General features: G+C 27.0%; 23 protein-coding genes. 15 read left to right on the top strand and 8 right to left on the bottom strand.

The window, feature by feature from the left end:
* Positions 1-490 (top strand): C4-dicarboxylate transporter DcuC (dcuC, locus tag CP960_RS02740; RefSeq protein ID WP_165777359.1); only part of this gene is annotated, 490 nt, incomplete at its 5' end.
* 15 nt (positions 491-505) lie between these two features.
* The gene (locus tag CP960_RS02735; protein WP_101183703.1) at positions 506-1,747 is read left to right on the top strand and encodes a Zn-dependent hydrolase; all 1,242 of its coding nucleotides are present in this window, start codon (positions 506-508) and stop codon (positions 1,745-1,747) included.
* A 43-nt stretch (positions 1,748-1,790) separates the two neighbouring features.
* Here the strand turns inward: CP960_RS02735 and CP960_RS02730 are convergent, their stop codons facing one another.
* Together CP960_RS02730 and CP960_RS02725 are read right to left on the bottom strand one after the other, a co-directional pair.
* Positions 1,791-3,077 carry a dihydroorotase gene (locus tag CP960_RS02730; RefSeq protein WP_101183702.1) on the bottom strand — a complete coding sequence of 429 codons (1,287 nt, stop codon included), beginning with the start codon at positions 3,075-3,077 and terminating at the stop codon, positions 1,791-1,793.
* Between the two features lie 7 nt (positions 3,078-3,084).
* Positions 3,085-4,017: an aspartate carbamoyltransferase catalytic subunit gene (locus CP960_RS02725; protein ID WP_101183701.1), complete on the bottom strand. Its 933-nt coding sequence runs from the start codon at positions 4,015-4,017 to the stop codon at positions 3,085-3,087.
* A gap of 250 nt (positions 4,018-4,267) precedes the next feature.
* Here CP960_RS02725 and CP960_RS02720 point away from each other — a divergent pair, with 250 nt between their 5' ends.
* Both CP960_RS02720 and CP960_RS02715 read left to right on the top strand, forming a co-directional pair.
* On the top strand, positions 4,268-6,352 hold the full coding sequence (locus tag CP960_RS02720) for a sensor histidine kinase (RefSeq protein ID WP_165777358.1): 2,085 nt from the start codon (positions 4,268-4,270) through the stop codon (positions 6,350-6,352).
* Positions 6,327-6,992, top strand: coding sequence for a response regulator transcription factor (locus CP960_RS02715; protein ID WP_101183699.1), 666 nt, complete (start codon positions 6,327-6,329; stop codon positions 6,990-6,992). Before CP960_RS02720 ends, CP960_RS02715 begins: the two co-directional genes overlap by 26 nt.
* Before the next feature lie 6 nt (positions 6,993-6,998).
* On the opposite strand, the gene CP960_RS02710 is transcribed toward CP960_RS02715, so the two are convergent.
* Positions 6,999-7,604 (bottom strand): helix-turn-helix transcriptional regulator, encoded by a 606-nt coding sequence (locus CP960_RS02710; protein WP_101183698.1) that lies wholly within the window; start codon positions 7,602-7,604, stop codon positions 6,999-7,001.
* A gap of 110 nt (positions 7,605-7,714) precedes the next feature.
* On the opposite strand from CP960_RS02710, the gene CP960_RS02705 reads away from it, so the two are divergent.
* The 10 genes from CP960_RS02705 to rarD all read left to right on the top strand — a co-directional run bounded on the left by CP960_RS02705 (position 7,715) and on the right by rarD (position 14,550).
* Positions 7,715-8,068 (top strand): CidA/LrgA family protein, encoded by a 354-nt coding sequence (locus CP960_RS02705; protein ID WP_101183697.1) that lies wholly within the window; start codon positions 7,715-7,717, stop codon positions 8,066-8,068.
* Positions 8,058-8,771: an LrgB family protein gene (locus CP960_RS02700; RefSeq protein ID WP_101183696.1), complete on the top strand. Its 714-nt coding sequence runs from the start codon at positions 8,058-8,060 to the stop codon at positions 8,769-8,771. Before CP960_RS02705 ends, CP960_RS02700 begins: the two co-directional genes overlap by 11 nt.
* A gap of 108 nt (positions 8,772-8,879) precedes the next feature.
* Positions 8,880-9,950, top strand: a complete 1,071-nt coding sequence (locus tag CP960_RS02695; protein ID WP_101183695.1) for a hemolysin family protein — start codon at positions 8,880-8,882, stop codon at positions 9,948-9,950.
* Between the two features lie 67 nt (positions 9,951-10,017).
* Positions 10,018-10,329, top strand: a complete 312-nt coding sequence (locus CP960_RS02690) for an ArsR/SmtB family transcription factor (protein WP_101183694.1) — start codon at positions 10,018-10,020, stop codon at positions 10,327-10,329.
* Positions 10,330-10,334: 5 nt separating this feature from the next.
* A complete protein-coding gene (locus CP960_RS02685; protein WP_101183693.1) occupies positions 10,335-10,685 on the top strand; it encodes a gamma-glutamylcyclotransferase family protein in 351 nt (116 codons plus the stop codon).
* 62 nt (positions 10,686-10,747) lie between these two features.
* Positions 10,748-11,998, top strand: a complete 1,251-nt coding sequence (locus tag CP960_RS02680; RefSeq protein WP_101183692.1) for an arsenic transporter — start codon at positions 10,748-10,750, stop codon at positions 11,996-11,998.
* Positions 11,999-12,007: 9 nt separating this feature from the next.
* Positions 12,008-12,409 (top strand): arsenate reductase ArsC, encoded by a 402-nt coding sequence (locus CP960_RS02675; protein WP_101183691.1) that lies wholly within the window; start codon positions 12,008-12,010, stop codon positions 12,407-12,409.
* On the top strand, positions 12,402-13,358 hold the full coding sequence (locus CP960_RS02670; RefSeq protein WP_101183690.1) for a permease: 957 nt from the start codon (positions 12,402-12,404) through the stop codon (positions 13,356-13,358). Before CP960_RS02675 ends, CP960_RS02670 begins: the two co-directional genes overlap by 8 nt.
* A 10-nt stretch (positions 13,359-13,368) precedes the next feature.
* Positions 13,369-13,602: a thioredoxin family protein gene (locus tag CP960_RS02665; protein WP_101183689.1), complete on the top strand. Its 234-nt coding sequence runs from the start codon at positions 13,369-13,371 to the stop codon at positions 13,600-13,602.
* A 72-nt stretch (positions 13,603-13,674) separates the two neighbouring features.
* Complete coding sequence (gene rarD, locus CP960_RS02660) at positions 13,675-14,550, top strand: EamA family transporter RarD (RefSeq protein WP_101183688.1); 876 nt, start codon at positions 13,675-13,677, stop codon at positions 14,548-14,550.
* 8 nt (positions 14,551-14,558) lie between these two features.
* Here rarD and CP960_RS02655 read toward each other — a convergent pair whose 3' ends face one another.
* Positions 14,559-15,398 carry a universal stress protein gene (locus tag CP960_RS02655; RefSeq protein ID WP_101183687.1) on the bottom strand — a complete coding sequence of 280 codons (840 nt, stop codon included), beginning with the start codon at positions 15,396-15,398 and terminating at the stop codon, positions 14,559-14,561.
* 1 nt (position 15,399) lies between these two features.
* Positions 15,400-16,890, bottom strand: a complete 1,491-nt coding sequence (locus CP960_RS02650) for a SulP family inorganic anion transporter (protein ID WP_101183686.1) — start codon at positions 16,888-16,890, stop codon at positions 15,400-15,402.
* A gap of 221 nt (positions 16,891-17,111) precedes the next feature.
* Here CP960_RS02650 and CP960_RS02645 point away from each other — a divergent pair, with 221 nt between their 5' ends.
* Positions 17,112-20,567 carry an acyl-[ACP]--phospholipid O-acyltransferase gene (locus CP960_RS02645; protein ID WP_228151986.1) on the top strand — a complete coding sequence of 1,152 codons (3,456 nt, stop codon included), beginning with the start codon at positions 17,112-17,114 and terminating at the stop codon, positions 20,565-20,567.
* Here the strand turns inward: CP960_RS02645 and CP960_RS02640 are convergent.
* The 3 genes from CP960_RS02640 to CP960_RS02630 are packed head-to-tail and all read right to left on the bottom strand — an operon-like array spanning position 20,564 to position 24,733.
* Positions 20,564-23,113, bottom strand: coding sequence for a [protein-PII] uridylyltransferase family protein (locus CP960_RS02640; protein ID WP_101183684.1), 2,550 nt, complete (start codon positions 23,111-23,113; stop codon positions 20,564-20,566). The genes CP960_RS02645 and CP960_RS02640 overlap by 4 nt on opposite strands.
* Positions 23,110-23,862: a Fis family transcriptional regulator gene (locus CP960_RS02635; protein WP_101183683.1), complete on the bottom strand. Its 753-nt coding sequence runs from the start codon at positions 23,860-23,862 to the stop codon at positions 23,110-23,112. The genes CP960_RS02640 and CP960_RS02635 overlap by 4 nt, the downstream gene beginning before the upstream one ends.
* Before the next feature lie 10 nt (positions 23,863-23,872).
* Positions 23,873-24,733, bottom strand: a complete 861-nt coding sequence (locus CP960_RS02630; RefSeq protein ID WP_101183682.1) for a hypothetical protein — start codon at positions 24,731-24,733, stop codon at positions 23,873-23,875.
* Between the last annotated feature and the right edge of the window lie 209 nt (positions 24,734-24,942).

Genomic DNA, 24,942 nt, shown 5'->3' with positions numbered 1-24,942 from the left:
TATAGCAGTAATAGTTACAAGAACAAGCCCATCAGAAGTTTCAAAAAAATTCTTTGATGGAATGGGTGGAGCATATGCAAATATTTTAGGTATTATTATTACTGCTACTGTGTTTGTTTCTGGGCTTAAAGCTTTAGGTGCAGTTGATGCATTTATCCAAATTTTAATTAATAATCCAAGTTTAGCAGGAATTGGTGCAACTGTTGGACCATTTTTACTTGCTATTGTTGTTGGTTCAGGGGATGCTGCAGCATTTGCATTTAATGAAGTTGTAACACCTCATGCTGAAAGTTTAGGAATGAGTATAGAAAATATGGGTTCTCTTGCTGCATTAAGTGGAGCAATTGGTAGAACAATGTCACCATTAGCAGGTGCTGCTATTATTTGTGCAGGCTTTGCAAAAGTTTCTACAATTGATGTTGTTAAAAGAACATCTTTTGGAATGGTCTTAGCTTTAATTACAGCGTATGTTGTTCTTGTTGTTATGTAATAAATAGGAAAAAATATGTTAATTAATGAACAAAGACTAAAGTGTGAACTTGCTGAAATAAGTGAGTTTGGTAAATTAGATGGTGGTGGAATTACAAGGCTTGCTTTTTCTGTTGAAGAAAAAAATGCGAGAGAGTACTTAAAAAAGTTAATGCTTGAAATTGACTTACAAATAGAAGAAGATGCAATAGGAAATATCTATGCAACATTAACAGGTTCTGAAGATTTAGAACCTGTTGTTTCTGGGTCACACTTAGATAGTGTTCCTTTTGGTGGATGCTATGATGGAACACTAGGTGTTATGTGTGCACTTGAAGCAATTAGAACTATTAAAGAAAATGATTGTAAACATCTAAGACCAATTCAGTTAATTGTTTTTTCATGTGAAGAATCAAGTAGATTTAACATGGCTACTTTAGGTAGTAAAGTTATAACTGGAAAATTAAATCTTGATGACTTAAAAAGATTAAAGGATAAAACAGGTATTTCAGTTTATGATGCAGCTAAAGAGTTTGGTTGTGGTGTAGATGAACTTAATAAAGCTGTTTTAGAAGAAAATACAATGCATTCATATATTGAGTTACATATAGAACAAGGTCCAGTTCTTGAAAATCATCAAATTCCAGTAGGTATTGTTACAGGGATTGCTTCACCTATTAGATATGAATTAGTTATTAAAGGAAGAGCAGACCACTCAGGAGCAACTCCTATGAGTATGAGAAAAGATGCTCTTGTTACAGCAAGTAAAATTATTATTGGTGTTCAAGATATTGCACAAAATAAAGGTAGTGATACAGTTGTAGCTACTATTGGTTATGCAAATGCAGTTCCTGGGGTATTAAATGTAATTCCAGGAGAAGTTAAACTTGGCATTGATATTAGAGATATTGATGAAGACTCTTTATTAGAAGTTGATAAATTAGTAAATGAATTAATAAAAGATGTTATTACAGAAGATGGATTAACTTATGAACTAACACAACTATGTAAAGATACTCCAACAAAACTTGATGATAAAATAGTACAACTATTAGAAGATGAAGCAAATAAATTATCTATAAAATCTTTAAAAATGCCTAGTGGTGCTGGACATGATGCAATGCATATGCCTAAAGTATCAAAATATACTGGTATGATATTTGTTCCATGTAAAGAGGGAATAAGTCATAATGTAAAAGAAGAGATAAATTTAGAAGATATTTATCAAGCTACTAATGTACTTGCAAACTCTTTATTAACTCTTGCAAATGAGAAATAATAGTTAGTTAAATTAAAAGTAACAGATTAACTGTTACTTTTAATTATTTTGTTATACACTCTGGAAATTTATAAACTATATTTCCACTTTTTATTGTATAAACAGCAGCACCTTTTAGTTTTTCATATAATAAAGGTGAATTTTTAGATTTTGATTTATTTAAATTATCATCATAAATATATTCTAAATTTGGGTCAATTATAGCTATATCTGCTAACATACCTTTGTCAATTTTCCCTTTGTTTTCTAATTTTAGTAATTTAGCTGGTTTATAAGATGTTAATTCAACCATTTTGTTTAAAGAGATTACATCATCTTCAACTAACTTAAGAGTTAATGGAACTAATGTTTGTAATCCTAAAATACCAAATGGTGCTTTTTCAAACTCTACAAACTTTTCATCGCTATGGTGTGGAGCATGGTCTGTTGCAATAACATCAACAAGCCCATTTTTTAATCCTTCTCTCATAGCTTCCATATCTCTTTGGCTTCTTAGAGGTGGAGACATCTTATAGTTTGTATCATAAGTAAGTAATTTTTTATCAGTAAATGAGAAGTGATGTGGAGCAACTTCGCATGTAACATTTATTCCCTCTTTTTTTGCAAGTTCAATTAATTTTAAAGACCACTCTGAACTTACGTGTGCAATATGAATATGACCCCCAGTTAATTTTGCTAGAAGCATATCTCTTGCAACCATAATCTCTTCTTTTTCACTTGGCATACCTTTTAAGCCAAGTATTGTTGAGATTTCACCTTCGTTCATAACTCCTCTATGTGCTAAGCAACAATCTTCTGAGTGAGAAATTACAAATGAGTTAAAACTTGAAGCGTACTCTAAAGCACTTCTCATTACTGAGCTATCTGTAACAGGTAATCCATCATCTGAGAATGCAACAGCACCTGCTTCAATCATATCTCCCATTTCAACAATTGATTCTCCTTTAAATCCTTTAGAGATTGCTCCAATAGGAAGTAAATCAATTAAGCCAATATTTTTAGATTTTGCTATCATTGCTTCTGTAATAGAACGGTTGTCATTTAATGGATTAGTATTTGCCATAGGTAAGCATGTAGTTACACCACCAGCAACAGCAGCTTTACTTCCTGATTCTAAATCATCTTTATATTCATATCCTGGATCTCTAAAATGAACATGCATATCAATTAATCCAGGAACGATTAGCATACCTTCTGCATTTATTGTTTCATCAACAGTTACATCTTCATGATTAATAATATCAATAATCTTATCATTTTCAATAAGTACATTTGCTTTTTGCGTATTGTCATTATTTACTATAGTTCCATTTTTTATTAGTAAACGCATATTTAAATTACCCTTTTCTATTTTGATTCAAAATATTTAATACTGCCATTCTTATAGCAACTCCATTTTCAACTTGGTCTAAAATTACTGACCTTTGTGAGTCTGCTACATCTGAATTTATCTCTACTCCCCTATTTATAGGCCCAGGATGCATAATTATTGCATCTTTATTTGATAATTTGATACGTTCTTTATTAAGTCCAAAAAACTTTGAATACTCTCTAATTGAAGGAACTAAAGATTCATTTTGTCTTTCTAATTGAATTCTCATCATAATAATTACATCACTTCCTTCAACAGCCTCTTCCATAGTTTTACATACTTTACAATTAAATACTTCAGAGTATTTTGGAATCATAGTTGCAGGACCAAAAATCCTAACATTCATTCCTAATTTGTTCATTGCCCAGATATTTGATCTAGCAACTCTACTATGTAAAATATCTCCTATAATTGAGACATTTAATCCTTCTAATGTCCCTTTATGTTCTTTAATAGTAAACAAATCAAGTAGTGCTTGAGTTGGATGCTCATTTGCTCCATCTCCTGCATTTACTACTGATGCATCTATATTATTAGCAACAAAACTTGCTGCACCTGATGCACTATGTCTTAATACGAAAATATCTGTTTTCATTGATTGCATATTTCTAATTGTATCAACTAAAGTTTCACCTTTAGAGACACTACTTGAAGAAGAACTGAAGTTAATAGCATCTGCAGCTAACCTTTTTGCAGCAGTTTCAAATGACACTCTTGTTCTAGTAGAGTTTTCAAAAAAAGCATTTATTACTGTTTTTCCATGGAGTAATTTATCTTTTTTTATTTCTGAATTGTTTAAGTCTTTAAACTGCTGTGCTGAATCTAAAAAATATAAAATTTCTTCTTTAGACAACTCTCTTAATCCGATAAGATCTTTCTTATTATAAACTGTATCCATAAACAACCCTTATTTTTTTACAAACTGAAAATTATAACTATTTTTATCTTAATAAAATATATATCTTTTTATTTATAATTAGTAAATAAAAAGCATTAGTTTTAAAATAATCTGTTATAATTAAAAAATGAAATACAAATTTAATTTTTTTTTAATTTTTTTATTTATTTCTCTTCTTTCATCGCATGTTTTTGCTAAAAATAGTGTTTTAATAATTAACTCCTATCATCTTGGATATAAATTTAGTGATATGATTACTAATCCAATTTTAGATAGATTAAAAAAAGAGAATATAGCTTCTAATATATTATATTTAAACTCTTTAAGAATAAATGATAAAACATATACACAAACATTTAGAAATCTTTATGCCATTGAAAATAGTAAAAATAATTATAATATAATAATTGCTATTGGTTCTAATGCCATGGAGTTTGTAAAAAATAATTCAAATATATTAACTAAAGAGCAAAAGATTATTTATATAGGAGATGAAAGTGCTTATGAAAAAAGACTCTTAAACAAAGAAGTATTTGCTATTTTAAAAAGAGTCAATATTTTAGATAATATAGAGTTAATTTATAAATTTTTACCTAAAATAAAAAAAATACATATAATTGATGAGAATATAAAATCAAATAAAAAAAATATTTATATAAAATATAATGAAGTATTAAAAGATAAATCTTTCAAAATTGTTTATACTTCTTATGATAGTTTAGACTCTTTGAAGTCACAATTATCAAATTTAAAAGAAAACGAAGTTATATTATATGTAAAACTAAAAAAAGATGAAAATGCAAATTTATTATCTTTTAATGATATTTCAAATCTATTTAACTCTTTAAACTCTTTAGTATTTATTACAAATACTATAAATAGTAAACAAAATGTTATTGGTGGAAAACTACTTGATAATAAAATACTGGCCCAAAAAGCAATAGATTTACTAATGGGTTTATTAAATCATGAAGTAATTAATGAAAAAGTAGTTATAAATAAAGATTTTGTTTATATATTCAATTATGAAAAGATAAAAGAACATAATTTTAATCCATTGACTTTACATAAACCTTTTACTTATGTTAACTCTTCTTTGTCTATTTTTGAAGAAGATAATATTTTAATAGATTTTGTATTTATTGTTTCACCATTTTTATTAATGGTGATTTTATTACTTTTATATATTCTTTTTTTCAAAATCAAAAGTGGAAAAATGATTGAACAAAGAGTTGAAGTAGATAAAGTATTATTAGATGCAATTAAAACTCCTGTTGTTTGGCAAGATGACAAAGGAAAAATAGTAAATTCAAACTCTCAATTTCAAGAATTATTGCAACTGCCTTTTTTTAAAGAAGTGACACTACGAAATTTTTTAGATAATAATAGTTTTGATTTACTCTTAGAAAAATTAAGAACATATAACAAATATAAGAATAATCCTGATGAAATAGCTTTTATAAGTGAAAATAACTGTAGAATTTTTATAATAAATCAAACTCAATATCATGAAGGAATATTTAATACTAAAGGTAAATTTACAGTTTTTATTGATATTACTAAAGAGAGATTAGCTTTAGAAGAGAAGATAAAACATCAAGAGTTTATGATACAACAATCAAAATTAGCAGAGATAGGGGAGATATTTTCATCAATAGCGCATCAATGGAAGACACCATTATTAGAGATAACAACAATAGCACAAGAGCAGATATATAATAAAACAAATAATAAACAAATAGATGAAGAGAATAACGAATTTGTGAATGATATAATGGTACAAGTAAAATATATGGGAGAAACAATAAGTGACTTCCAAAACTTTATAATGCCATCAACAAGAAAAGTAAGCTTTAATATATCAGAAGCAGTAACAAAGATGTTAGAGATAATAAATCATAATATAAAATATAATTACATAAAAACAGAGATAAAAGTAGAAGAAGGTGCAAGATTAAATATATTAGGGTATAAAAATGAGCTAATGCAAATTTTATTAAATATAGTAAATAATGCAAAAGATGCAATAGTAAAAAGAAGAAAGAATAAAGAGGTAAAAGAAGGGAAGATAAGAATAGAGATAAGAAATGAGAAAGAAGATGTGATAATACAAATAGAGGATAACGGAGGAGGGATACCAAAAGAGCATATAAGGAATATATTTAAAGCATATTATACAACAAAGGAGAATGGCCATGGAATAGGGCTGTATATGGCAAAATTAATAATAGAAGATAAGATGGATGGCAGTATTTGGGTAGAGAATACTAAAAATGGAGCTAAATTTAGTATTAAGTTAGGAGTAAATAATGAAAATATTATTGCTAGAAGATAATGAAAGACTAGCAACTTTAATAGCAAATGCACTTAAAAATGAGAGTTATGTTGTTGATATATTCACAGATGGGGAAGATGCCTTAGATAATTGTGCAAATGGATATAACTGTTTGGTTTTAGATATAAATGTTCCTTCTTTAGATGGGATTTCAGTATTAGAGTCTTTTAGATTATGTAATTTAACAGTTCCTGTTATTATAATTAGTTCAAATTATGAATTAGAAAAGATACAAACTTCTTATGAAATGGGATGTGATGATTATTTAAAAAAACCTTTTTTTATGTATGAATTGATTCACAAAATTAAAAAACTTTGTCACAATGAACCAAAACTATTAAAATTTAAAGATAATGGAGTTTTTGATTATACTAAACACTCTTTAATAAAAGATGGACAAGATATAAAACTTGCAAAAAAAGAGATACTATTTTTAGAACTATTAGGAAGAGATATTAATAGAGTATTTAGTTTTGATGAGATTGAGGAGTATGTTTGGGAAGGTGAACCAACTACTCTTATAAATATTAGAGCTTTAGTAAAAAGATTGAGAAAAAAAATACCAGAAGAATCAATTAAAATTGTAAAAGGTTTAGGATACTCTTTAGATGTAAATGAAGTAAAATTAATTGAAGGCTAAAAGAGTTTAAACCTCTTTTAGCCACTTATAAATAGTTGCCCTTGAGATATTTAAAATCTCACATAAATAAGATACTACATTTCTAATTGAAAATATTCCTTCTTTATTTAAATAAATGATTAACTCTTTTTTCTCTTTTGTTTTAAGTTCAGCTATTTTTTTATCACATCTTTTTAAATAATTGTTTATTATACTGTTTGTATGACTTTTCCAATCTTGTGAAAATAGAAGATTTGGTTTTTTTGTACTATCTTCAAGGTTTATAAAACTTTTCAAAGAGTTAAAAATCTCTTCAAATACTTCTATTTTAAAATTTATACACATAATTCCAATAATTTGATTGTTTTCATCTCTTATTATTGATGAAACTGTTTTTAATTTTTTACCATCTAAGTTTACTTTTTCATATGGGCCTACAATATCTGATTTTAGTGTTTTGATGTCTTTAACATCATTTAACATCTTATCTCCCACTTCTCTTTTTGAAAAAGCATTACTTATATGTACTAGTTTTTCTTCTTTTATATCATGAAGTGCTACTTCTACATTTGGATAAAAAAGTTTTGCAATTGCATCGCAAGTTGTTTTGTGTGTAGCTAATATTTTATTCATAATAAATGATACTATAAAATAGGCTTAAAATACAAAAAGTCTATAAAATCATATTAAATTGACAAAATGTATATAAAAAAGTATAATTTTATTTTTTAAAAGGATGAGAGATGTTAAAAGGGATTATTGTTTTATTACTATTTCAATTTTTAGGGGAGTGCATAACAAAACTTTTTTCTTTATTAGTTCCAGGTCCTGTGATAGGAATGATACTTTTATTGTTGTTTTTAATGATAAGAAAAAGTAGCTTTAAAAGTTTAGATAATGCAGTATTTATTCATTTAAGGTACCTTCCAATGCTTTTTATTCCAGCAGCTATGGGAATTATTACACAAGTAGATATATTGCAAAAAGAGTTTTGGGCAATTTTAATTTCATTGGTGTTTGGAACAATAATTGCTTTATTTGTAAGTGCAAAACTAATGGATATTTTAACAGAAAGAAGAGGCAAAAATGAATTTTGATGCAGTAATACAGTACATTCATACTACACCATTAACATGGTTGATTTTGACTTTAGCTTCATTTAAAATTGGTATTATTGTATATGAAAAAACTAATAAAAATACACTTTTACAACCAATTATAGTTGCTTATGCAATTATTATGAGTGTAATTATTTTTACAAATACTTCATATAAAGAGTATTTTGAAGGAGTTAAGATAATTCACTTTTTTTTAGGACCTGCAACAGTTGCATTGGCACTTCCATTATTTAATAACTTAAAATATATAAAAACGCTATTTATTCCTATTTTAGTTACTTTAATTATTGCAGGGATTTTTTCTATTGTAATTGCTGTTTGTTTCCTTTGGTTGTTAGATGCAAAACTTGCAACAATTTTATCTATGACAACAAAATCAATTACTGCACCTATTGCTATAATAACTTCACAACAAATAGGAGCAATTCCTTCTTTAGCAGTTGGTTTTGTAATTATTACAGGAATCATAGGAGCACTTTTAGGAACAATAATTTTTAAATTTGCAAAAATTAAGCATGAAACTTCAAAAGGGTTTGCACTTGGTTTGATTTCTCATGGAATAGGAACTGCAAGAGCTATTGAGATTGGACAAAAAGCTGCTGCATTTTCTGCTCTTGCTATGGGACTTAGTGGAATTTTTACAGCAATTTTTTTGCCAATTGCTATATCTTTTTTCAAATAGGATAAAAAGTTATTAATTTTTTACTATATATATAGTATTCTTATAAATAAAATTTTATTTAGGAAAAGAGATGTACGAACCCAGCGAGAGTACAAAAAGTAGGGTAAAATGACCCTTCTTATTGTATATTTACTAATAGCAATATTAGTTTCGTTTTTATGTTCTGTTTTAGAAGCAGTTTTACTTTCAAGTACTAGTAGTTATATAGAGTCACTTGCAAAAAAGAGTGAGTCAAATGCAATTGGTATTTTAAGAGAGTTAAAATCAAATATTGATAAACCTATATCTTCAATATTGATTTTAAATACATTTGCACACACAATGGGTGCAGCAGGAGTTGGAGCACAAGCTCAAAATCTTTTTGGTGAAGAGTGGCAAACACTTATAGCTTTTGTTTTAACATTAATGATTTTATACTTTTCAGAGATTATTCCTAAAACAATAGGTGCAATTTATTGGAAAAAACTTTTAATTCCATCAGCATATATAATCTCATTTTTGATAAAAGTATCTTATCCTTTAGTTTGGATTTCAACATTTATTACAGATTATATTTCAAAAAATAAAGAGAATAAAAATAATGTTTCTCGAGATGAAATTATGGCAATTGTTGCAATGGGAGAAAAAGAAGGTTCAATTCTTTCAAAAGAGAGTAATTTAATTGCAAATTTATTTAGATTAAAGAATGTAAAAGCAAAAGATGTTATGACTCCTAGAAGTGTAGTTTTTGCTCTTGATGAGAATACAACAATTAAAGATGCAGTTGATAGTGATAAAATCTATATTTTTTCAAGAATACCTGTTTATAAAGATACTATTGATGATATTGTAGGGATTGTATTAAACCAAGCAATTTTAGAAGAGAGTATTGAAGATAGAGATGATAAGAAAGTAAAAGATATTGCAATGGATGTTTACAAAGTATCAGAAAACATACCTGTATCTAATTTGATTGATTTATTTGTAAAAAGAAAAACTCATCTTTTTGTTGTTTATGATGGATATGGACAAACAAGTGGTATTGTAACTTTAGAAGATGTTATTGAAGCACTTTTAGGTGTAGAAATAGTTGATGAGATGGATGAAGTAGAAGATATGCAAGTTTTTGCAAAAAATAGAAACAGAGTTGTACAAGGTAAGATGATGGTACAAGAGAGAAAATATAAAAGTAAAAAATAGATAAATATATCAAGATATATTGATATATTTAAAAATCTATGATATACTTTCAATAAAAAGAGAGCAGATGGATATTTTTTTAAAAACTATTTCTTCTTTAAATGATGAAACAAGAGTAAAACTTTTAAAGTTTATAAATATTCATGGCTCTTGTTGTGTGTGTGATTTAGAGAACTCTTTTAATATGATTCAATCAAGACTTTCAAGACATCTAAAAATATTAAAAGAGGGTGGATTTTTAAAAGTTAAAAGAGAAGGTAGATGGGCTTATTATAGTATTAGAATGCCCTTAGATGAGTTTAGACTCTCATGTATAAAAGAGATTATGCATTTAGATATGCAGTTGCCAACTTTAAAAAAGAGTTGTGAAAAGGATTAGCTTTAATGACAGAAACACTTTTTGTTTATGGAACACTTATGCCAAACTGTCCAAATGGTCATGTGTTAGAGAATATTGTGGGAAAGTTTGTACCTGCAACTGTTAAAGGAAAATTAATAGATGCAGGCTGGAGTGCAGGGATGGGATACCCTGGAATAAGATTAGATACGGCAGAAGATACTGTTCATGGCTTTTTGTTTTATTCAAGTAATCTTATAAATAATTGGGATTATCTTGATGAGTTTGAGGGTGCAGAGTTTGTAAGACAACAGGTTACCGTTGAAAGGTATGATGAATTAGAGGTTGATACATATATATATGTATTAAAAGATGAGATAGAAGAGGAAGAGTATTAGATACTCTTTTTTTTATTTTTAATATATCAATATATCTTGATATATAAATATTTGGAGTTGGAATGTTATTAGCAAGTAGTCTATTTATAATAACTTTAATTTTAATAATTACTCAACCAAAGGGTTTACAAATTGGTACAACTGCTATTTTAGGAGCAGTTGTAGCTTTAATTTTGAAAGTTGTAAATTTTGATGATGTTTTTATTGTTACAAGTATTGTTTGGGATGCAACTTTATCATTTATAGGAATAATAATTCTTTCAATGGTTTTAGATGAAATTGGCTTTTTTGAATGGTGCGCTTTAAAAATGGCAAAACTTTCAAATGCAAGTGGTTTGAAGATGTTTATTTATTCAATTTTATTAGGAAGTTTTGTATCTGCACTCTTTGCAAATGATGGGGCAGCTCTTATATTGACTCCAATTTTATTAGCTAAAATGAGAATATTAAAACTAAATATTAAAACTATAATTGCTTTTTTATTAGCAGGAGGTTTTATAAGTGATAGTGCTTCTTTACCTTTTGTTTTTTCGAATCTTACAAATATTGTAACAGCAAACTATTTTAATATTGGTTTTATGACATATCTTTCTAATATGATAATTCCTTATATTGTAAGTACTTTAGCTTCAATCTTTTTTTTATGGCTTCTTTTAAGAAAAGATATACCTAAAAAAGTAGATATTAGTTTATTAAAAGAACCAAGTAGTGTAATTAAGAATAAGAAATTATTTTATATATCATGGATATTTTTAGTACTTTTATTAATTGGATATTTCATAGGAGATATTTATAAACTTCCTGTTTCTGTATTCGCCCTTGGTGGAGGAGTTGTCTTTTTATGGATTGCAACTTTATTTAAAACAGTAAAGCCTATAAAAATTATAAAAGAAGCTCCATGGCAAATTGTATGGTTTAGTATAGGTTTATATATAGTTGTTTATGGATTAAAAAATGCAGGATTAACTGATTATTTAACTTTGATATTGGAAGATTTAGTTTTAAAAGGAGATACAGTTGCAATTATATCAACTGGATTTATTAGTGCTTTTTTAAGTGCAATTATGAATAACATGCCAACAGTTATGATAATGGATATTGCTTTAAAAGATATTCCAAATGAGGCTTTAGCTTATGCAAATATTATTGGATGTAATCTTGGGCCTAAAATGACTCCTTTTGGTAGTTTAGCTACGCTACTTTGGTTACATGTGTTAGCTAAAAAAGGAGTAGAAATATCGTTTTGGCAATATAGTAAATTTGGATTAATAATAACTCCACCCGTACTTTTTATAGTACTACTTAGTTTATAAAGGAAAAAAATGAAAAAAGTATTGATTTTATGTACAGGAAATTCATGTAGAAGTATTATGGCAGAGGCTTTGATAAATGCAAAACTAAATGGTGTTCAAGCTAAAAGCTCTGGAGTAAAAGCTAGTGGTAAGGTAAATAGTAATGCAAAAAAACTATTAGAACAAAAAAGAATTTGGAAAGATTCTTATCATAGTAAAACATTAGATGCAGTAATACATGAAGAGTTTGATTTAGTCGTTACTGTATGTGACCATGCAAAAGAGACTTGTCCTATGTTTCCAAAAGCAGTTAAAAAACTTCATGTAGGTTTTGAAGACCCAGACAAAAAAGATTTTGAAGCTTTTGTTAAAACTTATGATGAAATAAAAAAGATTTTATTACCAAAAATAAAAGAAGAGTTAGATGTTTAATTATTGGGAAAAGTTTGTAGATTTATTTGTGTACTCTTTTTTGAATCTGGATAAAAAAGAGCATTTAGCAACTGCTTTGCATTTTTTTATTTATGATACAGTAAAGATTTTTATATTACTAATTTTAATTATATATATTGTGACTTTTTTTAGAAGCTATTTTCCAATAGAAAAAGTAAGAGATTATTTAAGTGGTAAAAATAGAGTTATTGGACATATTTTTGCAGCTTTTTTTGGAATGCTTACTCCTTTTTGTTCTTGTAGTGCAATTCCTTTGTTTTTAGGATTTTTGCAAGCTAGAATACCTTTAGGAGTGACTTTTTCATATCTAATTTCAGCACCACTTAGTGATGCAGTTGTAATTGCACTTCTTTTTTCTTTATTTGGAACAAAAATAACACTTATATATATTTTTTGTGCTTTATTAATTGCAATTGTTGCTGGATTGATTATTGGCTCATTGAATTTAGAAAAAGAGGTTTTAATAGATATAAAACCAACAAAGTGTTGTTCTTCTTTTAATGAAAAAATTTTATTAAAACAAAGATTGCTTGAAGCTTATGAAGCAACAAAAGATATATTTAAAAAAATATATTTATATGTAATTGTAGGTATTGCAATAGGAGCTTTTATACATGGGTATATACCATCTGATACAATTGTTAAGTATGCTGGTACAGATGCTTGGTACACTCCAATATTAGCTGTGATTATGGGAGTTCCTATGTATTCAAGTGCAGCTGGAATGTTACCATTAATTGAGGTTCTTACTTCAAAGGGTATGCTTTTAGGAACAGCTTTATCTTTTATGATGGCAGTTGTTGCACTAAGTTTACCAGAAGCTATGATATTAAAAAGAGTTTTATCAATAAAACTGATTACAATTTTCTTTTTAATAGTTACAGTAGCTATTTTATTAGTTGGATATATTTTTAATTATTTAATATAAAGGAGAAATAATGAATATAGAAGTTTTAGGTACAGGGTGTAGTAAATGTACAGCACTTTTTGAAAATGTAAAACAAGCAGTGGCAAATCAAAAGATTTTTGCACAAATTGAAAAAGTTGAAGATATTGAAAAAATAATGCAGTATTCAGTTATGAGTACTCCAGCTTTAGTAATAAATCAAGAAGTTAAATCAACAGGCAAAGTATTAAGTGTAGAGGAGATTAGTAAACTACTTAACTCTTAAGTTTTTTTAAGAAATAAGTTCTTTTTTTCTCACTTTTAGATATAGTTTCAAAAAATAAAAAAGAGTTATTTTATGAGTGAGAAAAATTTAGGACTAATATATGCACTTTGTGCTTTTCTTTTTTGGGGTTTAACTCCTATGTATTATAAACAAATAACTATGGTTCCTCCATTTGAGATTTTAGCGCATAGAGTTGTATTCTCAGTAATTGTACTTATTTTTTTACTTTTTATTAGTAAACAATTTAATACATTAAAACCTATATTTAAAAGTCTTTCAAAAATGAGATACTTGATTTTTGCTTCTATATTAATCTCAATAAACTGGTTTACATTTATTTATTCAATATCTGTAAATAAAATAGTAGAAGCTAGTTTAGGATACTTCATAACTCCTTTAGTAACAGTTGCTTTGGGATTTTTGATTTTTCAAGAAAGAGTAAATAAAGCACAAGCAGTAGCAATTGTATTAGCAATTATTGCTGTAATTTATCAACTTGTAACACTTGGTACAATACCTCTTATTGCTTTAACTTTGGCTTTTTCATTTGGTTTTTATGGTATGGTAAGAAAAAAAGTAGATATCTCTTCAATTCCTGGATTATTTATAGAAACAATAGTTATTTTGCCAGTTGCATTGATATATTTAAACTTTTTAGTACAAAATGAACAAAGTGTATTTAATAGTTTAAACTCTTATGATATGGCAATGTTATCTTTAAGTGGTTTAGTTACTGTTGTACCTCTTTTATGGTTTAATGCAGCTGCAACTAGAATGAGCTTGACAGCTTTAGGTTTTATTCAGTATTTAGGTCCAACAGTTGCATTTTTAGTTGCTGTATTTGTATATGATGAGGCTTTAAGTACAGATAAGCTTATTACTTTTATGTTTATTTGGATAGCTTTATTGATTTTCTCTTTTGATGGCCTGAAAAAAAGAAGAGCTTAGTCTTCTTTTTATCTAAATAAAAGTAGAGGTTTTCTCATTTTTGAAAGAACTTTTGAGGTAAAGCTTCCAAAAAGAAACTCTTTAAATCTAGAGTGTCCAAAAGCACCCATAGCTAAAATATCACAACTATTTTCATTGAAATAGTTAATTAATAAATCTTCACTTGTTCCTTCTAAAGTTTTGATTTCAACCTCATAACCTTTTTTAGTATAAATCTCTTTTGCTTCTTGTAAAAGAGTAGCTGATTCAATTTTGTTTGTATTTAAGTTTACAATATCTCTTTTTACATCTTTAAATAAAGGGTTATTAGAAGTTTGCTGTAAAAGTTTTTTAGATTCATTTGAACCATTATAAGCTACAAGGAGTTTTTTAGGCTCTTCATACTCACTATTTACTAAAAGTACAGGTTTGTGAATAGTTCTAATAATCTCTTTTACATTTTCACCAATTTCATGCTCTGCATGGCTTTTTATACCAATTACTAAAGCTTCTATTTCATTTTCAAGCTCTAAAATATTTTCAATTACTTCTCCATGAAGTTGAGAGATTATTACTTCATTATTACATTTTTCTAAAGCTCTTTGTTTAAGCTCTTTTAAAAGCTCTTTACCTGCTTTAATTGCTGTTTTACTTTGCTCTTCTTCTTCTTTTGCTAACTCTTCTAAAATATCTTCTCTCTCTCCTAAAACAATACTTCCAGATAAGTCAACTTTACTTGAATAGTGATTATGCTCTACAATATTTAAAAACTTCAAAGGAAGATTCATATTGTTTGAAATTTTAACTGCATAGTCACAAGCTGAGTAAGAGTAGTTTTTCCCATCAACACAACATAGTATATAACTCACTTTAGTGTCCTCCCATTACTTTATCAATCTCTTCTGGTTTATCATGAACCCCAAATCTATCAATAATAGTTTTACTAGCTTCATTTTTACCAATTACTTCTACTTCACACCCTTCTCTTCTAAATTTGATAACTGCTTTATCCAATGCATAAACAGCAGATACATCCCAAAAGTGTGCCCTTGATAGGTCTATTACAACTTTATCCAATACTTCTTTAAAATCAAATGTTTCATAAAACTTATCAGCACTATTAAAGAAAATTTGTCCAACAAACTCATAAGTTTTAACCTCTTTATTTTCATCATAGCTTGTATTACAATACATAAAGTGAGAGATTTTATTAGCAAAGAATAAAGAAGCTAATAATACCCCAGATATAACACCATGGGCTAAGTTATGTGTGTAAACTGTTACAGCAACAGTTGTAAGCATTACAATATTTGTAGATAAAGGAAGAGTTTTAAGTCCTTTAATTGAGCCCCAATCAAAAGTACCAATTGATACCATAATCATAACAGCAACTAAAGCCGCCATAGGAATAATTGAGATAATATCACTAAAAAAAACTACCATAATTAAAAGTAAAAAACCTGCAATAAATGTTGATAATCTACCTCTACCACCAGATTTGATATTAATTACTGATTGTCCAATCATAGCACACCCTGCCATACCTCCAATACATCCACTAGCTAAGTTTGCAATACCTTGACCTCTAGCTTCTTTTCTTTTATCACCTTTTGTATCTGTAAGCTCATCAACAATAGTAGTTGTCATAAATGATTCTAATAAACCAACAATAGCTAAAGGTATTGAATAAGGTAGGATAATTTGTAAAGTTTCAAAATTTAAAGGAACTTCAGGAAGTAAAAATATAGGTAAAGTATCAGGAAGTTTTCCCATATCACCTACAGTATTAATATCCCATCCTACAAAATATACAAAAATTGTTAGTAAAACAATAGTTACTAAAGGAGATGGTAAAACCTTACCTATTTTTGGAACATACGGAAATAAATAGATAATAGCTAATCCTACTGCTGTTAGAAGATAAACATGCCATGTTACATTTGTTAATTCAGGAAGTTGTGCCATAAAAATTAAAATTGCAAGTGCATTTACAAAGCCTACAACAACTGCACGAGCAACAAAACTCATAAGTTTATGAATGCCAATATATGATAAAATTACTTGAATAAGACCTGTTAATAGTGTAGCTGCTAATAAATACTGTAAGCCATAATCTTTAACTAAGTCAACCATTAATAGTGCCATAGCTCCCGTTGCTGCACTAATCATACCTGGTCGTCCACCTACAAAGGCAATAATAACAGCTATACAAAATGAAGCATATAGCCCAACTTTTGGATCAACTCCTGCAATAATTGAAAATGCGATTGCTTCAGGAATTAGTGCAAGAGCAACTACAATTCCAGACAGCACATCTGCTCTAATATTTGAAAACCACTCTCTTTTTATGGTTTGATACATCTTGTTCCTTGTGTTTTGATTTTTTGAATTTATATAGTTAGATAGATATTTTATCTAAAGATAAATTTGATATGGATTAATACTTTAGAAGTACTTATAATAGCCATTTATTGGTACATTTTGATTACAAGATTTTATTGACAAAAATAGAAGATTTTTTTATACTTCCACCAAAGGTATAATATGAAGAAAATTTTGAGTGTTTTAATATGAAGCACTATTTGAAAATTAAATTAGCATTTTTATTTGTTGTTTTTTGTAATGTTTTTGTAGATATTTCTCATAAAATAATTCTACAAAATATTGCTTTTAAAATCTTTGATGGACCTACTCAAGTTATTTGGATATCTATTATTAATCTTTTAATAATAACTCCTTTTATACTTTTTTTCTCCTTTAGTGGATATTTAAGTGATAGGTTTAATAAAAAAGATGTATTGATTTATGGTGCATTATCATCTTTTTGTTTAAGTATATTAATTTTAATAGCTTATTTTTTTGCAAATTTTTATCTAGCTATGTTTTTCTTATTTTGTTTAGCCATTCAAAGTGCTATTTATTCTCCTGCAAAATTTGGAATAATTATAGATATTTATGGAAAAGAAAAAATTGCTTTAGGAAATTCTCATTTACAAGCTGTATCTATCATTGCTATTTTATTTACTATGGCACTTTTTTCTTATGCTTTTGAGAGTTTTTATATAGCAAATAATTTATCTATTATTACAAATGAGAATCAACTTTTATCTAAAATTTTGCCCCTTGCACTTTTTATAGTTCCTGTGGCATTTTTAGAACTTCTTATCTCTTTTTTAGTATTGAAAAAATTAAAAATAGAGTCAAAAAAATCAAAAGCATATGTTTTTAATTTAAAAAGATATATAAAAGCAGACTTATTAGCAAAAAATATTAAACATATTACTTCAAATCATATAATCTTTTTATCAATAATAGCACTATCTGTATTTTGGGCAATTTCACAAGGTATGATTGCAGTTTTTCCATCTTATGCAAAAGAGTATTTAAATATACAAGACGTATTTATTATAAATGCAATTATTGCTTCAAGTGGTGTGGGAATTGCTTTGGGTTCATATTTTTATTCAAGATATTCAAAGCACTATATAGAAGTTGGAACAATTCCTATTGCTTCAATAGCTCTTGCTATTACAATTTTTACTTCAACAATACTTAGTTCACCTATTGCATTAATTATAAATTTTGTAATTTTTGGTTTTTTTGGAGGTTTATTTGTTGTTCCTTTAAACTCCTTAATACAATTTAATAGTAAGAAGATAAAACTAGGAACAATTTTAGCAGGAAGTAATTGGGTTCAATCTATTTTTATGTTTGCAATTTTACTTATGACAACAACAGTTTCTTATTATAACTTGGACACTTTATATACTATTTATATACTTCTTTGTATTACTATTATAGGAGCTTTATATACTATTATTTCAATTCCACAATCAATGATACTATTTTTTTTAAAATGGATTGTAGGATTAAAATATAAATTAGAAGTTAGTGGAATTGATAATATTGATTCAAATAAAGGAGTTTTGCTTTTAGGAAACCATGTATCATGGATTGATTGGGCAATAATATATATGGCAACTCCAAGAGAGATTAAGTTTGTTATGGATAAACCAATCTATGACAAATGGTATTTAAAATGGATATTAAGATTTTTCAAGGCAATTCCTATCTCAGCTACAACAAATAAAAAAACTCTTTATTTAGTTGCAAATGAATTAGATAAAGGAAATGTTGTAGTTATTTTTCCTGAGGGTGCAATCACTAGAAATGGACACTTAGGGGAGTTTAAAAGAGGTTTTGAAAAGATTTTAAGCTTAACAAGTGAAGATGTAGATGTAGTTGCATTTTATATTAGAGGTCTATGGGAAAGTATGTTCTCAAGAGCAAATAAGAAGTTTATTCAAAATAGAAGAACTAATATGGTTACTGTATCTTTTTCAACTCCAATAAAAAAACATAATGCCACTGCAAATAGAATAAAAAATGAGATTTTATCACTATCTACTACTGCTTGGATTGAGCATATAAGTTATTTACAAACAGTTCCTTGTGAAATTTTTAATAGATTAAAACAGTTAAAAACAAAAACTGTAATAACTGATTCTACATTAGTTACTCTTAGTGCTTATAAGTTTCTAACAGCAGCAATAGTTTTTAAAGATTTATTTAAAAGATATAAAGAAGAGTGTGTTGCTGTTATGATTCCTGCAAGTGCTGCTGGAGCTTTTATTAATACTTCACTTTTAATGTTAGGAAAAAAAGTAGTAAATGTAAACTATACCGCCTCTTTTGATGTTGTAGTTAATAGTTTAAAAAAAGCAGAAGTAAAAAGAGTAATAACTTCAAAAAAATTTTTAGAAAAGTTAAAAGATAGAGGAATAAATCTTGATGATTTAAAAAAGAATTTTACTTTAGTTATTTTGGAAGAAGAGAAAAAAAAGATATCTAAAATAAAAGCTTTAACTACTTTATTATCAGTTGTCGTACTTCCAACATACTTATTAAAAAAACTACATATAAAAAATGTAAGTAAAGATTCAACAGCTTTAATTATGTTTAGTAGTGGAAGTGAAAATACTCCAAAGGCAATTGAGCTAAGTCATGATAATATTGTAGGAAATTGCTCACAAATTGCAAATGTTTTAAATGTAAAAGATGATGATGTAATTTTAGGTTCATTACCACTTTTTCATGCTTTTGGAATAGTTGTTACAACTTTTTTACCACTAATGGAAGGAGTTTTTACAGTTTGTAGTGCTGACCCAACTGATAGTCAAACTGTTGCTAAACAAGTAAGTAAATTTAAAGTTACAGTTATGTTTGGAACTTCTACTTTCTTTAGATTATATACAAGAAGTAAAAAAGTGCATCCTTTAATGTTTGAATCTTTACGAATTGTAATAGCAGGAGCTGAAAAATTAAGTGAAAAAGTTGCAAATGATTTTTTTAAGAAATTTAATAAGGAGATTTTAGAAGGTTATGGAACAACAGAAACTTCCCCTGTTGCTACTTGTAATTTACCTAATATAATAGCTTCAAACTATTCTGTTCAAAAAGGTACTTTAAAAGGAAGTGTTGGTATGCCAATACCTGGAACAATGGTTAAAATTGTTGAGCCAAATAGTTTTAAAAGTTTAAAAGCAAATGAAGAAGGAATGGTTTTAATTAGTGGAATACAAGTTATGAAAGGATACCTAAAAGATGAGGTTTTAACACAAAAAGTGATAAAAAAACTTGATGGAAGAATTTGGTATGTTACAGGAGATAAGGGTAAATTAAATGAAGATGGATTTTTAACTATTGTAGATAGATATTCAAGATTTGCAAAATTAGGTGGTGAAATGATAAGTTTATCTTTTATAGAAAAAAAGATTGAAGAGCTTATAAATCCAAGTGATGAAATAGAGATTGCCGCTAGCAGTATGAAGGATGAAAAAAAAGGAGAAAAAGTAGTCTTACTTTTAAGTAATATAGATGATAAAAAACTTAATGAGTTAAAAATACAAATAAGAAGTTCTTTTGAAAATAAACTTTTAATTCCAAGTGAGTATAAAGTTGTTGAATATATACCAAAACTTGGAAGTGGGAAAATGGATTTTAAAGCTATTAATAAACTAGCTTCAAATGAAGTTTAAACTTCATTTGAGCAGATTAAATCAATAATCTCATCTTGTTTTCCACAAAAACTTCCATTTTTTTCAATTAGGATTAAATCTCTTGTGTAACCTTTAGTTGTAGCTAGTTTTGCACTCTCAATCTCTATATCAAAATCATCAAAAATCTTTGCAATATAAGCAAAAAGGCCTTTTTGGTCTTTTGTTCTAACTTGAAGAGAAGCTAAGTATGGACTATGATTGCAGTTTGCTTTCACTTCACTTTTCTTTATTATAGGTTTTCTTAGTTTTGTTGTTTTACTCATATCAAAAGAGTTCTCAATTATTTGTTTAATATATCTAATATCAGCATTATCAACTTTTTCACTAAAAGTTATTTCAAAAGCTTTTTTTTCATCATAAAGTTTAAAAATATTCATACTAAAAATATTTAAAAACTCTAATTTCCCAAGTAAAAAACCTAAATTTAGAGGGTCTTTTCTTATAATTCTAATAACCAATTGTTCTTCATTTTTAATTTTATAAATATAGCTATTTACATCTTTTGCTTTAATTGCAATATCTAAAATATCTTCTGCTTTTAATCTTAAAAATATTTGATTTGAAGAGATATATTTGATTTTTCTTTTCATAAGATTTGATAACTCTTTATATCTTTTTAGATTTTTTATTGTATTTATTTTTGCTACTCTTCTTGAACTCTCTTTTAATAATTCTGTATTTTCAAATGCTGGTAAAGATTGTAAATAAAGCTCTTTTAATAAAGAAGCAATAGAGCTATTAAATACATTTTGTCCAACAGCAGAAATATCTGCATATGTTACTACATAAAGCATCTTAAGCATGGTTTTTGTTTTAACAATACCTGTGAAAGCTAAGATTATTCTTTCTGAGTATATATCTTCATTTTTAGCATAAGCGCTCATTTTATTATGGTATCTAACTAATTGGCTTCCCATTTGAACTTGTTTACTATCAAAATCTAAAGAGCTTGTAATATTTTTAAAAAGTTTTTCTCCTGCTAAGTGGTGATCAACTGTTCTTCCTTTTCCTACATCATGTAATAAAGCTGCTAATTTTGCAATAGATTTTTCACTAGGTGTTAAAGAGTCATAAACCTCTTTTATAAAGTTATCTTCAATATTTTCAATTTTCTTTAATGTTCTAATTGAGTGAATATCAACGGGGTGCTGATGATAGCCATCAAATTGTGGTTGATTAATGATTTTTTTTGTTATTGGAATAATTGCTTGAAAAAGTTTTGCATTGTATAAAAGTTTAATTATTGGATATAAAGACTCTTTTAATAAAAGAGTTTTAATGTTTTTTTTAAGCTCATTACTCTGTTTTGTTGGAAGTTTTGTTTTACTTGCAAAATATATATATGACCTATCAAATGCTTTAACCTCTTTTGGTAGTGAAATAAGTTCTTTAAGCAAGGCATTTAGTCCAATAGCTTTCCTATGAAAAGAGGTATAAATTTTACCTTTATCAAAAAATAGATTTTTCTTTAGTCTTGAACTTTTGATAAGATTTACAGATGTTTTTTCATTTAAAAGTATTCTTGCAAATTTTTTAACCATAATTGTAGAGAAAAAATGAATATTATGAAGTGAAGCTAGAAGTTTAGACATACATTGTCTCTCTTTTGTATATCTTGGTTTATTTGTAAAACCTAGCTTTGAACTTAATTCTGGTAATACATCAAAATTTACAACATCTAGTTTTCTTTTTGAGATATTGTGAAGGGCATTTCTTACTTGAAAAATATACTCTAAAGAGCTTCTATATACCTTATGTTCTTCTTCTGTTATCTCTTTACCTATTAGCTCTTTTGTGTTTTGTGTGCCATAAAGAATATATGCCATCCAAGATATCATATTTGATTCTCTAAGACCTCCATAACCATCTTTAATATTTGGCTCCATTTTTAAAGGATATTTTAAAAGTCTTTGTTTATGTTCTTCTAATTTTTCAATAACAAAATCTTTTATATCTGTTTTTCTAATACTATTTAAAGCATTTTCATAAGCATACCAAAGATATTTTGAACCATAAATAACCCTTGATTCAATAATTGATGTTTTTATTGTAATATCTTCTTTAACAGCTTGTTCAATCTCATTTAACTCATGAACTCTTGAACCTAGTTTTAATCCACAATCCCAAGCAAGAGTAATAAAATCTTCCATAATCTCTTTTAAATTATATCCTTTTATATCCTCATAAAGAATCATTAAATCAATATCAGAATAGATGCAAAGTTGTTCTCTTCCATAGCTTCCAAGGGCAATTAAAGTAATAGGAATAGATGTACTCATAGGCTGATAAGAGCCAAAATGTTTTCTTAGAATATATTTGTATAAAGAGGTTAAAAATTTATCTGTATGTTTTGTATTTTTAACAAAAAAATCTTTTCCACCTGTTGTATCAAGTATTGAGTCAATTGATTTTTTGTACTCTTTTATATGATTTTTAAATACTTTTGAAATCTCAAAATCACTTGCATTGTTTGAGATTAACTCTTCTACTTTTAAATTTACTTCATTAAGATTAAATTCATTCATAATAACTCTTTGTGAATTTCAAGTTTTTTTCTAAGTGTAATTCTGTTTAAACCTAAATGTTTAGCCATTTGTACTTGCGATTTATACTTTTTTTTAGCAGCTTTTAATAAAGGAACTTCAAAAAGATATACAAAATCTTTGTAAGAGTTCTCTCCTTCTAAATTAGTAAGCATAAAATTCTCTAAAAACATTAAAATTTCATCTTCTCCTACTGTTTCAAAAAGATAAGAAAAGTAGATGGATTTTCTTAAACTATGAGCATTTTTACTAGTATTTAACATAAGTTTTGAAGGTAAAATTTTTTCAGTTCTAAGCACTTTGCTTGCTTCATTTGAAAACTTTTGAGTTAATAGTTTTAAGTCCTCTTCTCTTTTGGATAAAGGAGGAATTGAAAGTGTGATAGAAAAAATATCATTTAATTTACTATTTAGAGTTTTTGCTTGTGTTGTAGCAATAACTCTAATCTCATTTTTTTCAACCCAATTTAGAATTAAATCTATATTTGTAATCTCTTCTACTTTTTTTATAATAATGGTTTGTTTTTCAATATTTATGACTTTATCAATAATATCTTTTTGAAGTTCATGGCATGAGAAAACTCTAGCTTCTGGCGAAATAAACTTTGCTAGAGTTTTTTTACCTACTCCTATATCACCATAAATAAGTGCATGAATATTTACAGCTTGTAAAAGTTTTGCTGAGTTTAAAATCTCTTTTGAGTTTGGTGAGGCTGCTATAAACTCTTCCATATTTTATCCTTTACTTTTTCTTTTTTGCAAAATATATAAAAATTGCTAAAGCTACTAAGATAATAGATACTCCAGTAATTAAATATAAGGCATTTATCATTTGGTCATAGCCATTAATAGCAATCTTAAATACAACAATTAAAGCTTCAATTGATAAAGCAATAATAATAGTAATTAAAAATTTTGTTATCATTTTTGTTTCAATTTTAGAGTTTTTAGCATAAGATTTGAAAAATACTTCTTGTTCTAAAATAGTTTTTGCTAAATCAAAAATTGCCATTCCTAAAGTAAGTGCAATAATTGGTTTAAACATAGATTCAAGCTTTATATCTTGATTTTTAAATAAATAAACAACAAAGTCATATAAAGAGAATATAATTGTTATTGTTGCAAGAGCAATCATTGAAAAACCAACAAACAAATAAAAAGCTTTTGTTATACTGTGAAAAGGTTTATGAAGTTCAATAAGATTTAGTTTTTCAAGTAAAATATCTAATCTAAAATCTAAAAATATAATCTCATCATCTTCTTTAATAGATACAGTTATACAATTGTTTCTAGTTGCACTACTTATATATGGTTTTGAAAATGCCATATGATTATTTTTTAATTCAAGTTTTGAAATAAGGTGAGACCTATCTTTATCTTTTCCTTTACTATCTGCTTTATACTTATATATATCTTCAGATATTTGACACTTTGTATTACTATCAACAATATATACTAATTCTAATGATGGAAAAAGATTAAACAGTTGTGTAAAGTTTAACTTTTTATGTGCAGATAGCTTTCCAATATTTTTTAAGCTCTCTTGTATAAAGTAGTCAATTTTTTCTTGATTTTCTTCATAAACTTCTAAAAACTCTCTCATTGGCTCTCCTTTTTTGTATATTATTATAGTACTAAAATATGGCAGCAATAGTGTTGCAAAAGTTGTATAAAAACTATTCAATTGTATATTTAATGTGTTTAAATAAAAAGTTTACAAGAAATAGTCATATTTGTCAATGTATAAAAAATATAGCAAATCTTGTATATAAAATAGACAGTTCTCCTATTTACAAAAAAAATTATATATTT

This window comes from Malaciobacter halophilus (assembly GCF_002837275.1).
GTDB classification, from domain to species: Bacteria; Campylobacterota; Campylobacteria; order Campylobacterales; family Arcobacteraceae; genus Malaciobacter; species Malaciobacter halophilus.
The sequence above is the reverse complement of the archived record's forward strand: the minus strand, read 5'-3'. Positions and strand labels throughout refer to the sequence as shown.